Here is a 12,231-nt window from a genome sequence, read left to right on the forward strand (position 1 = left end):
GCAAGCCCATCGCCCGCGACCTGGACGACGAACACAAGGGCATTCTGAACGCCACCCTGGCCCGCGACGCGGACCGCGCCTGTGACTTGCTGGCTGCCCATATCCGGCTGACCTACGACGCCGTGGCGCGCTTGCCGCCGGACCTGTTCACGCCGGATTGAAAGCCACGCCATAAAAACCACGCCAGTTGAAAAAAACCCACACTGGCGCGCGCCTACCCGTTGATTCGCCTACACCACTTCTATAGAATCTTCAATTCGGGCCTCTGCCCATTTCTTTTCCCCACATCTCACACCACTGGGAGGCGCAAGATGATGAATCCGCATACCGCCATCCCGCGCGTGTCTCCGCGACGCCATTAAGTCGTCGCCCGCGCGGACCCATCGCTGGATGCCTATCTAGCGACTGGTCCTCCGTGCCCGCCCCAAAAACCTAAACGCAATCGCCCGCGCCTACCTGCGCAGGCCGTTCCTTCCTCTTTCCACACAAGGACACCCGGCGTCCTGGTGCCGCCGGGCCATTGCAATGGCCAGAAATAAGATCGATCTACGAGGACAGACCTTCAAGGATGTCCTGGGCTTTACCTTCCGCCATTGGCGCGCGCAACCCTGGCGCACCTCCGGCATCATCGTGCTCGCTCTGCTGTCGGCGGTGACCGACGTGCTGACGCCGCTGTACGCCGGCAAGCTGGTCGACGCAGTGGCCTCTGGCGCGGCCGGCGACGAAATCGTCTGGAGCGCGGCCCTCACCGCCTTCTGGCTGCTGCTCGCGCTGGGCATCGGCGGCACGCTGCTGCGCCAGGCCGTGTTCCAGAACATCATCACCTTCACCTTGAAGATGATGAACGGCATCGTGTCCAACGCGTTCTACCGAGTGCAGCGTTTTTCCACGGACTGGCACGCCAACAGCTTCGCCGGCTCCACGGTGCGCAAGGTCACGCGCGGCATGTGGGCGGTGGACATCCTCAACGACACGCTGCTGGTCGCGCTGCTGCCATCGGTCGTGATGCTGGTGGGCGCCACCGCCCTGCTGGGCGTGCACTGGCCGATCATGGGCCTGGTGGTGGGCCTGGGTTCGGTGCTGTACATCGCCGTGACCGCGGCGCTGTCGCTGGGCTATGTGGCGCCGGCGGCGCGGCTGGGCAACGCCTGGGACACGCGCATGGGCGGCGCCCTGGCCGACGCCGTCAGCTGCAATGCGGTCGTCAAGGCCTTCGGCGCCGAAGAGCGCGAAGAAGCCAGGCTGGACCGCGTCGTCGACAAGTGGCGCCGCCGCACCCGCCGCACCTGGATCCGCGGCACGATCAACGGCGGCATCCAGGGCGCCATGCTGGTCGCCATGCAGGCGGGCATTCTGGGCGCGTCGCTGCTGTTGTGGTCGCGTGGCCAGGCCAGCGTGGGCGACATCACTTTCGCCTTGACGATGTTCTTCATGCTGCAGGGCTACCTGCGCGACGTGGGCATGCACATCCGCAACCTGCAACGCTCGGTCAATGACATGGAAGAACTGGTCGCGCTGGAAAAGCAGCCGCTAGGCGTGGACGACAGGCCCGGCGCGGGCGAGCTGCGCGTCACGGCCGGCGAGATCCGCTTTGAGGACGTGACGTTCCGCTATGGCGCGCACGACAAGGCGCTGTACGACCAGTTCTCGGTGCGCATCGCGCCGGGCGAGCGGGTCGGCCTGGTCGGCCATTCGGGCTCGGGCAAGACCACGTTCATCAAGCTGATCCAGCGCCTGTATGACGTCAACGACGGCCGCATCACGATCGACGGGCTGGACATCGCCCAGGCGCGGCAGGCGTCCTTGCGCAGCCAGATCGCCATCGTGCAGCAGGAGCCGGTGCTGTTCCACCGCACCCTGGCGGAGAACATCGCCTATGCCCGTCCCGGCGCCACGCAGGCCGAGATCGAGCAGGCGGCGCGGCTGGCCAGCGCCCATGACTTCATCATGGCGTTGCCCAAGGGTTACGAGACGCTGGTCGGCGAACGCGGCGTCAAGCTGTCGGGCGGCGAGCGCCAGCGCGTGGCCCTGGCCCGGGCCTTCCTGGCCGATGCGCCCATCCTGATCCTGGATGAAGCCACGTCCAGCCTGGACAGCGAAAGCGAGGTGCTGATCCAGCAAGCCATGGACCGCCTGATGGTGGGCCGCACCACGCTGGTGGTGGCGCACCGCCTGTCCACGGTGCGCGCGCTGGACCGCCTGCTGGTGATGGACCGCGGCCGCATCATCGAGGAAGGCAGCCACGACGCGCTGATCCGCCTGAAGGGAGGCCTGTACCGGCGTCTGTTCGAGCGCCAGGCGCTGGAGCTGACCAAGGGCCTGACGCAGTCGGAGCTGCTGGAGGACGGCGCCGTCCCGCCGCAGCCGAAGGACGAGGAAGCTGACGAGTCCTCGTACGCCTACGCCAAGTAAGGTGGCGGCCGGCCTCGCGGCGCAAGCCGCGGGGCCGGCGCTTCAGGCCGGACGCTGGGCGACGGTCAGGCGCAGGCCAAAGCCGATCAGGGTCAATCCGAATACCCGGCTCTGGATCTTCTGCGCCCGTGGGCTGGCCGACATCCACCGGCCCACCACCCCGCCCGCCAGCGCGCACAGCACGTCCAGGGCAAGGCCCAGGCTTACCAGGATCACGCCCAGCACGGCGAACTGCTGGCCTATCGGGCCCTGCGCGGGCGACACGAATTGCGGCAGCAGCACCGAGCAGAACAACAAGGCCTTGGGATTGAGCACATTGGTCAGCACGCCGCTCAGGAGCGCCGGCCCCAACCCTGTCCGGCCCGCCGCCGGCTGCCCGGTGGCGTCGTAGGAAACGGGTCCCGCCCGCAGCAGCTTCACTCCCAACCAGACCAGATAACAGCCGCCCACCGTGCGCGCCGCATCGAACGCCCAGGGATGCGTCTTGAACAGCGCCGCCAATCCCAACGCGGCCAGGGTCACGTGCGCGGCCCGCGCAATGGCCAGCCCCACGGCCACCGCCAGCGCCTGCCCCCTGCCGCGCAGCACGCCCGTCTCCAGCAGCAGGATCATGTCGGGTCCGGGCACCACATAGACAATCAGCAAGGCCCCTAGAAACATCGCCATATCCGCCATCATTCCACCTGTTTGCTCGATCACAGGCGATCATTCTAGAAAAACTGCGCTGGCATGTGCATCCTATTCGTGCCAGTAGATTTATGATGATTGGCATATTCCGCCAATCAATAAACCCCAAACTTGATTCCATGCCAAAACGTGAACTGGACGCCTACGACCGCCGGATCCTGGAGGCCCTGCAGCAGAACGGCAGGCTGAGCAATGTCGAACTCGCCGAACAGATCGGCCTGTCGCCCTCTCCCTGCCTGCGGCGGGTGCGGCTGCTGGAAGAGGCTGGCGTCATCCAGGGGTACGAAGCCCGCCTCGCGCCGGACGAAGTCGGCCTGGGCCTGACCGTCTTCGTCGGCATCAAGGTGGAACGGCACCATGAAAGGGACTCCGCCCTGTTCCGCAAGGAAGTCAGCGCATTGCCGGAAGTCATCGCCGCACACCTGGTGTCTGGTGAATCCGACTTCCTGCTGCAGGTGGTGGTGCCGGATCTGCGCGCCTACGAGCGCTTCCTGCTGGATACGCTGTTAAAACTGACGGGCGTGAAGGACATCCGCAGCAATTTCGCCATCCAGACCGTCAAGCCGCAAAGTCCGCTGCCGCTGGACCATCTGGCGCGATAAGCTGGCACGGCGCCCAGGTTCACCTGGGCGCCGTGCCGGTTCCGGCTCAGGCCATCGCCGCCGCGGCCCGGTCCACCGCCTGCGAGCGGCGCTCGAAGCGCGCCTGCGACATCTCCAGGTAACGCTGCACCACGGCCGGCTCGGAAGTCTTGGGCGTGCCTCCGGGAAACGGCGGCTGGGGGTCGTACTCGATCTGCAGCTGGATCAGCTTGGCCACGTCCTCGCCGCACAGCAGCGCCACCACTTTCAGCCCCATGTCGATGCCCGACGTCACGCCGCCGGCGGTGAACAGGTTGCCGTCCACGCACATGCGCTCGTCACTGGGGATGGCGCCGAAACGCGACAGCAATTCACGCGCGCGCCAATGGCTGGACGCGCGCTTGCCGCGCAGCAGCCCCGCCGCGCCCAGCAGCAACGAACCGGTGCAGATGCCGAACACATAGCGCGCCGCCAGCCCCTGCGCCCGTGTGAACGCTACCCAGTCGGCGTCGACAATGGCATCATCCGTGCCCGGCCCGCCGGGTACCACCAGCAGATCGCAGGGCGGCGCGGATGCGATGGTCTGCGTGGGCACGAAACACAGCCCGCGATCGCAGCGCACCGGATCGCGCGTTTTTGCGACAAAATCCACGGTGAAGCCCGGCGCACCCGCCAGCACTTCGTACGGTCCGGTCATGTCCAGCTGGGTCAGCCCCTCGAACAAGAGAAAATTCACATGCATGACGATGCTCCGTTAGAAACGACGACTTCCAGCATAGGCGGACGCGCCAGGGCGCGCGCGCCAAATTCGGCGTCGGATGCGCCATTGCAGGTGCTGTTCGTCCTGTACGACGGTTTCCAGCCGCTGGACCTGGCCGGCCCCTGGCAAGCCTTCAGTTCGGCCAACGAAGAGGCGGGCCGCAAGCTCTACCGCCTGGGCACCATCGCCGCGACGCCCCTGGTCTCTACCTGGGAACAGGGCCTGCGCATGCAGGTGGACGGCACCTTTGCCGACGATGGCGACGAGCCTCTGGACATGCTGTTCGTGCCCGGCGGTCCCGGCGCGGACTTCGCGGGAGCCCATGGCGAGACGCGGGCCTGGCTGCGCCGCCGCGACGCGCACGCCAAGCGCACCTGCAGCGTCTGCACCGGCGCCTTCGTGCTGGCCGCGGCCGGCTTGCTCGCGGGCCGCGCCGTCACCACCCACTGGCGCTCGGCCGACCGCCTGCGCCAGCTCCACCCCACCCTGCGCGTCGAGGACGACCGCATCTACATCGAAAGCGGCAAGTACTGGACCTCGGCCGGCGTCACCGCCGGCATCGACCTGGCGCTGGCGCTGATCGAGCGCGACTTCGGCGCGGACCTGTCGCAGCGGGTCGCGCGCCGGCTGGTCGTATTCATGCGCCGCAACGGCGACCAGCGCCAGTACAGCGAGGCGCTGCGGTTGCAGGACCGCCTGGCAGCGCCCTTCCGGGAACTGGTGGAAAAAATCGAGGCCCAGTTGTCGGCGCGCTGGTCGGTCGACGACATGGCCGACGCCTGCCAGATGTCGCGCCGCACCTTCCAACGCAAGTTCGCCGCGCATTTCGGCGTGGCGCCCACCGAAGTGCTCAAGCGCCTGCGCCTGGAACGGGCGCAGGCGCTGGCGGCATCCGGCAAGGTGTCCCGGAAGGAAATGGCGCGGGAGTTCGCGGTGCGCGGCTAGCCTGCCAGCCCCACCGACACGCCGCCGCACACGTACAGCATCTGCCCCGTCATGAAGCCCGCCCGCGGATCCATGAACATGGAGACCGCATGCGCGACCTCGTCGGGTCGGCCCACACGCCCCACCGGGATCGATGCCTCCAGCGCCAGCGTCCGCGGCGCGCCCGGCGGGTTGGACTGGTTGAACAGCTCCGTCGCGATGGGCCCGGGCGCCACCGTGTTCACCGTGATGCCGCTGCCCGCCAGCTCCAGCGCCCAGGTCCGCGTCATGCCCGCCAACGCCGCCTTGGAAGCGCCGTAGACGGTGCGCCCGTCCTTGCCCAGGGCGGCGCGGCTGCCAATGTTCACCACCCTGCCGTAACCCGCCGCCCGCATGCCGGGCAGCAGGGCCTGCATCAGCAAGACCGGCGCCGTGACGTTCAGCGCCATGATCCGCGCCATCTGCTCCTGGGTCACGTCGCCAATGCGCGCGACCTGGATCATGCCCGCGTTGTTGACCAGATGCAGGACCTGGCGCTGAGCCGCCAGGTCCTGCGCGGCGGCGATGGTGGCCGCCGCGTCGCCCAGGTCGACCGAGCGAAACATCTCGCCAGGCAGCAGCGTCTCGGGCGCGCCGCGGCTGAAGTTGACGACATCAAAGCCATCCTCGATCAGGCGCGCGATGATGGCGCGGCCTATGCCCCGGCTGCCGCCGGTGACCAGTGCAGTGGGTGTCTTCATTGCGCGGTGATCCCCTGGTCCTTGATGAGCCCGCCCCACTTCTTGCGCTCGGCGCTCTCGAAGGCTCCCAGGTCCGCGCCGAAGAGCGCCCCGGGCTTGGCGCCCATGCCGGCGAAATTGCTGGCGATGGCCGGACTTTGCAAGCCGCTGCGCGCGGCCTCGATCAGCTGCTTGACCACCGGCTCAGGCGTGTTGCGCGGGGCGTACAGCGCAAACCAGGCGGTGACGTCAAAGCCAGGCAGGCCGGATTCCGCGACGGTGGGCAGGTTGGGCACCGAGGCATCGCGCGCGGCGGACGTGACGGCCACGCCCCGTATCAGATTGCCGTCCTTGATCTGCGCAAGCGCGCCGGGCAGGTTGTCGAACAGGAGGTCGACCTGTCCGCCCGCCACGGCCGGCAGCGATGCCGACGTGCCCTTGAACGGCACGTGCAGCATGGTCACGCCGGCCATGGCCTCGAAATAGGCGCCGGTCAGATGCACCGACGAACCGATGCCGGGTGACGCATAGGTCAGCTTCTTGTCCTTGGACTGCTTGGCCGCCTTGATCACGTCGGCCACCGTCTTGTAGGGCGACTTGGCGCTGACGGCAATCACGTTGGGCGTGGTCGACACCAGCGCGATGGGCACCAGGTCGCGCTCCGGATCGAACGCCATGTTGCTGTAGAGGAACTGGTTGATGGTCTGGGTGCCGATGGTGCCCAGACCCAGCGTGTAGCCGTCGGGCTTGGCGCGCGCCACGTAGGCCATGCCGATATTGCCGCCCGCGCCGGGCTTGTTCTCGACCAGCACGGTCTGCTTCAGGCCCGGCTCCAGCGCGTGGGCGATGGCGCGGCCGAAGATGTCCGCGCCGCCGCCCGGCGGATAAGGCACGACGACGGTGACAGGATGGTCGGGGTAGCCGGCGGCGTGCGCCGCGGGAAGCGCCAGGAAGGCCAGCGCGGCCAGGGCCGGCGCAGTGATCGCCAACCTGCGATGCAGGAATTGCGTCATGGGCTTGTCTCCTCTCGAATCCGCTGATTGCGGATTTCTTTTTAAAGTACGTAAATACGTACTATATTCATAAGAACATAGAAAACCTCCAGGAGACAAGCAGATGAAACGCTGGACCCAACGCCCCGAGGGCTCCACCTGGGGCGACTTCGGCCCGGATGACGAGATCGGCCGCCTGAACCTGCTGACCGAGGAAAAAGTGCTGCAGGCGGTGCGGGAAGTGCGCGCGGGCAAGGTGTTCTGCCTGTCCCTGCCGCTGGACCTGCCCGGCGGCAATGTGCTGAATCCGCGCCGCCACGCGCCGGTGCTCAAGCCCACCTTCCGCGAAGGCACCCCCTACCTGAACTTCCAGATGTCCCAGGTGCAGCCCGAGGCCGTGGACGTGCTGTCCGACGACCAGGTCACGCTGTCCATGCAGTACTCCACCCAATGGGACGGCCTCTGCCACGTGGGCGCGCTGTTCGACATCCAGGGCGACGGCGAGGCGCGCCGCGTCTACTACAACGGCTACGCGGCCGGCGTGGACGTATTCGGCGGCGCCGATCCCGACAATTCGCCCGACGCCTGCTGCCCGCCCGGCGGCTCCTACGCGCGCAAGCTCGGCATCAGCCGCTACGCCGAGAAAGGCATGCAGGGCCGCGGCGTGCTGGTGGACCTGGCGCGCGCCTTCGGCCCCGGCCGCACGGTCATCGACCTGGCCGGCCTGCAAAACGCCATGCAGGCGCAGAACGTAACGGTCGAGACCGGCGACATGCTGGTGCTGCGCACCGGCTTCGCCGAAGAAATCGTGGCCATGAACGGCCAACCCGACCCGCACAAGCTGGAGCAGACCGGCGCGGTACTGGACGGCTCCGATCCGGCGCTGCTGGACTGGATCACGCAGTCCGGCATCGCCGCGATCTGCGCCGACAACTACGCAGTCGAAGCCTACCCGGCACGCACCGCCGGCCCCGGCCACTCGATCCTGCCGCTGCACCACCATTGCCTGTTCAAGCTGGGCGTGCCGCTGGCCGAACTCTGGTACCTGAAAGACCTGGCCGACTGGCTGCACGCCCAGGGCCGCAACCGCTTCCTGCTGACCGCCCCGCCCTTGCGCATGCCCGGCGCGGTCGGCTCTCCCGTGACGCCCATCGCCACGGTGTAAGCCATGAACCTGCCGTACTCGACCTTCTCCGAACACCTGGACGCGCTGGCCACCCGCCAACCGGGCGCGCCGCTCCTGATCGACCAGGACCAGCCTATCAGCGCCGAACAGCTGCGGGCGCAGAGCCGCGCGCTGGCCGCCGGTCTCGCGCGCCTGGGCGTGCGCCCCGGCCAGCGCGTGGCGGTCTGGCTGCCCAATTGCGCCGCCTGGGTGCAATCCTTCCTGGCCTGCGCGCACCTGGGCGCGCAGGTGCTGGCGGTCAACACGCGCTTCCGGGCGCTGGAGCTGGCCGACATCCTCGGCCGCGGCAAGGCGGATTGGCTGGTGTTCTGGCCGGGGTTCAAGGGCATAGACTTCCAGGGCATTCTGGGCGAGGTCGCGCCGCAGCATCTGTCGCGCCTGCAAGGCGTGGTCGCGCTGGCCGGCGCCGATGAAGCGCTACCCGCCTCCCTGCAGGGCAAACCGGCGCACCGCTACCAGGATCTGCTGGCCTGCGCCGAGCCCGCGCCCGCGGCCCAGCCCAACGCGGGCGTGCTGTGCTTCACCACGTCCGGCACCACCTCCAAGCCCAAGTTCGTGCTGCATGACCAGCGCACCTTGCTGCACCACGGCGCGGCCGTGGCACGGGCCTATGGCTATGACGACCAGAGCTGCGTGCTGGCCAGCGCGCCGTTCTGCGGCGCCTTCGGTTTCGCGACCGTGGTCGGCGCCCTGGCGCAAGGCGCGCCCGTGGTCTGCGCACCCGTGTTCGACGCGGCGCAATCCGCCGCCGCGGTGCGCCGCCACGCGGTGACGCACACCTACGCCAACAACGAGGCCCTGGTCGGCATGATGCGCGCCGCGGCCCCGGGCGACTTCGCCTCGGCCCGGCTGTTCGGCTTCGCCAGCTTCACGCCGGCGCTGGACAATATGCTGGACCTGGCCCGCGAAGCCGGCGTGCCGCTCACCGGCCTGTATGGCTCCAGCGAACTGGTGGCCCTGGTCGCCGGGCAGCCGCGCGATCCGGCCGAGGGCGACGTGTCCGTGCGCCACCAGCCGGGCGGCACGCTGATCTACGCCGAAGCCCGCGTGCGCGCCCGCGATCCCGCCACCGGTGAAATCCTGCCGCAGGGCCAGTCCGGCGAACTCGAAATCCTCTCGCCCAGCCTGATGCAGGGCTATCTGGACAATCCGGAAGCCACCCTCGGCGCCTTGACCGACGACGGCTACTTCAAGACCGGCGATCTCGGCTACGCGCTGAACCCGCGCCAGTTCGTATTCCAGACCCGCATGGGCGACTCGCTGCGCCTGTCGGGATTCCTGGTCAATCCGGTGGAAATCGAACAGGTGGTCGAGACCCTGCCAGGCGTGCGCGCCTGCCAGGTAGTGGGCGCCACGCATCAGGGCAAGACCGTGCCCTACGCCTTCGTGCTGCTGCGCGCGGGCGCGGCGGCCGACCCGGCGAGCTGGACCGCCGCGTGCAAGGCTGCGATGGCGGGTTTCAAGACACCGGCGGGCTTCACCGTGCTGGATGAATTCCCTTCAGTGGAAAGCGCCAACTCGGTCAAGATCCAGAAGCATCGGCTGCGCGAGATGGCCGATGCCATACTCGCGGCGCCGACCATGCCCTCCTCTGCCTGAATATGCCCGACCCCAAGCTCTTCTCGCGCAGCCCCCAGCCGCTGTACCTGCAAGCGGCGGCGCTGTTTCGCAGCAATATCCAGAACCGCACCTGGCGGCCCGGCCAGCAGATCCCGCCGCTGGAATCGCTGATGGAGACCTATGGCATCTCGCGGGCGACCATCCGGCAGGCGTTCGGCCTGCTGGAAGATGATGGCCTGATCCGCCGCTCGCGCGGGTCGGGCACCTTCGTCAACGCCGAACTGCCCGAAACGCCCACCCTGCTGATCCCCAAGACCTGGGCCGAAACCGTGGAGCTGAGCAACCAGCTGGGCACGGTATCGCTGGTGGAATCCAGCGCCGATTCGCCCCTGCCAGACACGCTGGGCATGCCTTGCAGCGCGGACCGCGGCGGCAGCTTCCAGTACCTGCGGCGGATACACACCACGGACGGCGCCCCCTTCTGCTATAGCGAGGTGTTCCTGGACAGCGTGCTGTTCCGCAAGCACCGCGCCCGCATCCGCAAGAGCACCGTGGCGCCCGTGCTGGACCAGTTCTACGGTGCGCGCATCAGCGAAGCGCGCCAGGTGCTGAACGTGATCGAGGCTGGCCAGGAATCCGCCGAGTCCCTGCAAATCCCCGTGTCGTCTCCGGTTGCGGAGTTGCGCCGCTATGCCTGCATCGACGGCCGCGTGGTGTATTTCGCGCGGCTGGAATTCCCGTTCCGCAAGGTGCGGATGGAATTCGACCTGCTGTCCCACCGCTAGACCGCTTTCACCACAAGGAGCCTCCCCACCGCGACCCGTCAGCGTAAGGCCAGAACAGAGCGCCGCAGCAGATCCTCCAAGCGCCAGCAGTATCCGAACAAGATCCGGCATAAAGGAGACTAACCATGAAATGCCGTAGAACCCCCCGGATTTCCCTGAAGTTGCGCAGCACGCTAGCCCTGCTTGCCGCCTTCGCCGCCGCGCCCTGCGCCATGGCGCAGGCTGTCTCCGACGATGTGGTCCGCCTGGGCCTGATCCTGGACATGAGCGGCGTCTACGCCGACGTCACGGGCAAAGGCAGCGCGACCGCGGCCGAAATGGCCATCGCCGACTTCGGCGGCACGGTGTTGGGCAAGAAGGTGGACCTGCTGGTGGTGGACCACCAGAACAAGGCCGACATCGCCGCCGCCAAGGCCCGCGAGTGGTACGACACCCAGAAGGTCGACGCCATCATGGACGTGGCGGGCTCCGCCCCCGCGCTGGCCGTGCTGGAAGTGGCCCGCGAGAAAAAGAAGATCGTGGTGTTCAGCGGTCCCGGCACCGAACGCATCACCAACGACCTGTGCTCGCCCTATTCCGTGCACTACACCTACGACACCTGGTCGCTCGCCAACACCACGGCGCGCGCCACCGTCGAGCAAGGCGGCAAAAGCTGGTACTTCCTGACGGCGGACTACGCCTTCGGCCACACCTTGCAGGCCTCCGCCACCGAGGTCGTCAAGGCCAACGGCGGCACCGTGCTGGGCGCATCGCGCCACCCGCTGGGCTCCAGCGATTTCGCGTCTTACCTGCTGCAGGCCCAGGCCAGCCGGGCGCAGATCGTGGGCCTGGCCAACGCCGGCGGCGACACGGTCAACGCCATCAAGGCCGCCAGCGAATTCGGGTTGACCAAGGGCGGCCAGAAGATGGCCGGGCTGCTGCTGTACATCAACGACATCCACGCCATCGGCCTGGAAGCCGCCGCCGGCCTGACGCTGACGGAAGCCTTCTACTGGGACATGAACGACCAGACCCGGGCCTGGTCCCAGCGCTACTACGACAAGCTCAAGAAGATGCCCAACATGAGCCAGGCCGGCACCTACTCGTCCGTCATGCACTACCTCAAGGCAGTGCAGGCCGCGGGCACCGACGAACCCGCGGCCGTCATGAAGCAGATGAAGTCCATGCCCATCAACGACTTCTTCGCCACCAACGGCCGCATCCGCGAGGACGGACGCATGGTGCATGACATGTACCTGTTCGAGGTGAAGAAGCCGTCCGAGTCCAAGCGTCCCTGGGACTACTACAAGCTGGTGGCCACCCTGCCAGGCGACCAGGCCTTCATGCCGCTGTCGCGCTCGTCCTGCCCGCTGGTGAAAAAGTAGCGGCAACGTGAACCGCGGGCGCCCTGTATGGCGCCCGCTCCACTACTACGCCCGCAACTTCCGATCCAGTTCCAGCACGGACTGGTACAGCAGACGGGTGCCGTCCAGCAGCTGCGCGGGCTCGATCCACTCTTCGGGGCAGTGGCTGCGGCCATTCAGGCAGGGGATGAAGATCATGCCGATGGGACCGGTCGGCGCCATGTAGACCGCGTCGTGGCCCGCGCCGCTGGGCAGGCGCATGGAGGCGTAGCCCAGCTGGTC

General features: G+C 67.7%; 12 protein-coding genes. 7 read left to right on the top strand and 5 right to left on the bottom strand.

Features of this window, described 5'->3' with window-relative positions:
• Nucleotides 1-525: 525 nt before the first annotated feature.
• Nucleotides 526-2,412: an ABC transporter ATP-binding protein gene (locus WBB14_RS03025; protein WP_424238506.1), complete on the top strand. Its 1,887-nt coding sequence runs from the start codon at nt 526-528 to the stop codon at nt 2,410-2,412.
• 42 nt (nt 2,413-2,454) lie between these two features.
• Here the strand turns inward: WBB14_RS03025 and WBB14_RS03030 are convergent, their stop codons facing one another.
• On the bottom strand, nt 2,455-3,072 hold the full coding sequence (locus WBB14_RS03030) for a LysE family translocator (protein ID WP_424238507.1): 618 nt from the start codon (nt 3,070-3,072) through the stop codon (nt 2,455-2,457).
• 146 nt (nt 3,073-3,218) lie between these two features.
• Between WBB14_RS03030 and WBB14_RS03035 the strand changes: the two genes are divergently transcribed.
• The gene (locus tag WBB14_RS03035; RefSeq protein WP_424238508.1) at nt 3,219-3,701 is read left to right on the top strand and encodes an Lrp/AsnC family transcriptional regulator; all 483 of its coding nucleotides are present in this window, start codon (nt 3,219-3,221) and stop codon (nt 3,699-3,701) included.
• 46 nt (nt 3,702-3,747) lie between these two features.
• Here WBB14_RS03035 and WBB14_RS03040 read toward each other — a convergent pair whose 3' ends face one another.
• Nucleotides 3,748-4,422, bottom strand: coding sequence for a DJ-1/PfpI family protein (locus tag WBB14_RS03040; RefSeq protein ID WP_424238509.1), 675 nt, complete (start codon nt 4,420-4,422; stop codon nt 3,748-3,750).
• Between the two features lie 90 nt (nt 4,423-4,512).
• On the opposite strand from WBB14_RS03040, the gene WBB14_RS03045 reads away from it, so the two are divergent.
• On the top strand, nt 4,513-5,385 hold the full coding sequence (locus WBB14_RS03045; RefSeq protein WP_424238517.1) for a GlxA family transcriptional regulator: 873 nt from the start codon (nt 4,513-4,515) through the stop codon (nt 5,383-5,385).
• Here WBB14_RS03045 and WBB14_RS03050 read toward each other — a convergent pair.
• Both WBB14_RS03050 and WBB14_RS03055 read right to left on the bottom strand, forming a co-directional pair.
• Nucleotides 5,382-6,104 (bottom strand): SDR family oxidoreductase, encoded by a 723-nt coding sequence (locus WBB14_RS03050; RefSeq protein ID WP_424238510.1) that lies wholly within the window; start codon nt 6,102-6,104, stop codon nt 5,382-5,384. The genes WBB14_RS03045 and WBB14_RS03050 overlap by 4 nt on opposite strands.
• On the bottom strand, nt 6,101-7,096 hold the full coding sequence (locus tag WBB14_RS03055; RefSeq protein ID WP_424238511.1) for a Bug family tripartite tricarboxylate transporter substrate binding protein: 996 nt from the start codon (nt 7,094-7,096) through the stop codon (nt 6,101-6,103). Before WBB14_RS03055 ends, WBB14_RS03050 begins: the two co-directional genes overlap by 4 nt.
• Nucleotides 7,097-7,199: 103 nt before the next feature.
• On the opposite strand from WBB14_RS03055, the gene WBB14_RS03060 reads away from it, so the two are divergent.
• From WBB14_RS03060 to WBB14_RS03075, 4 genes are all read left to right on the top strand, one after another.
• Nucleotides 7,200-8,240, top strand: coding sequence for a cyclase family protein (locus WBB14_RS03060; protein WP_424238512.1), 1,041 nt, complete (start codon nt 7,200-7,202; stop codon nt 8,238-8,240).
• 3 nt (nt 8,241-8,243) lie between these two features.
• Nucleotides 8,244-9,860 carry an AMP-binding protein gene (locus tag WBB14_RS03065; RefSeq protein ID WP_424238513.1) on the top strand — a complete coding sequence of 539 codons (1,617 nt, stop codon included), beginning with the start codon at nt 8,244-8,246 and terminating at the stop codon, nt 9,858-9,860.
• Between the two features lie 2 nt (nt 9,861-9,862).
• On the top strand, nt 9,863-10,606 hold the full coding sequence (locus tag WBB14_RS03070) for a GntR family transcriptional regulator (protein ID WP_424238514.1): 744 nt from the start codon (nt 9,863-9,865) through the stop codon (nt 10,604-10,606).
• A 125-nt stretch (nt 10,607-10,731) separates the two neighbouring features.
• Entirely contained in the window at nt 10,732-11,970 is a 1,239-nt protein-coding gene (locus WBB14_RS03075) for an ABC transporter substrate-binding protein (protein ID WP_424238515.1), read from the top strand.
• A gap of 45 nt (nt 11,971-12,015) precedes the next feature.
• Here WBB14_RS03075 and WBB14_RS03080 read toward each other — a convergent pair.
• On the bottom strand, nt 12,016-12,231 hold a 216-nt coding region (locus WBB14_RS03080; protein ID WP_424238516.1), incomplete at its 5' end, for a M20/M25/M40 family metallo-hydrolase.

Origin of the sequence: Achromobacter sp. (genome assembly GCF_049647645.1) — a bacterium.
In the GTDB taxonomy this organism is placed as follows: Bacteria; Pseudomonadota; Gammaproteobacteria; order Burkholderiales; family Burkholderiaceae_B; genus Achromobacter.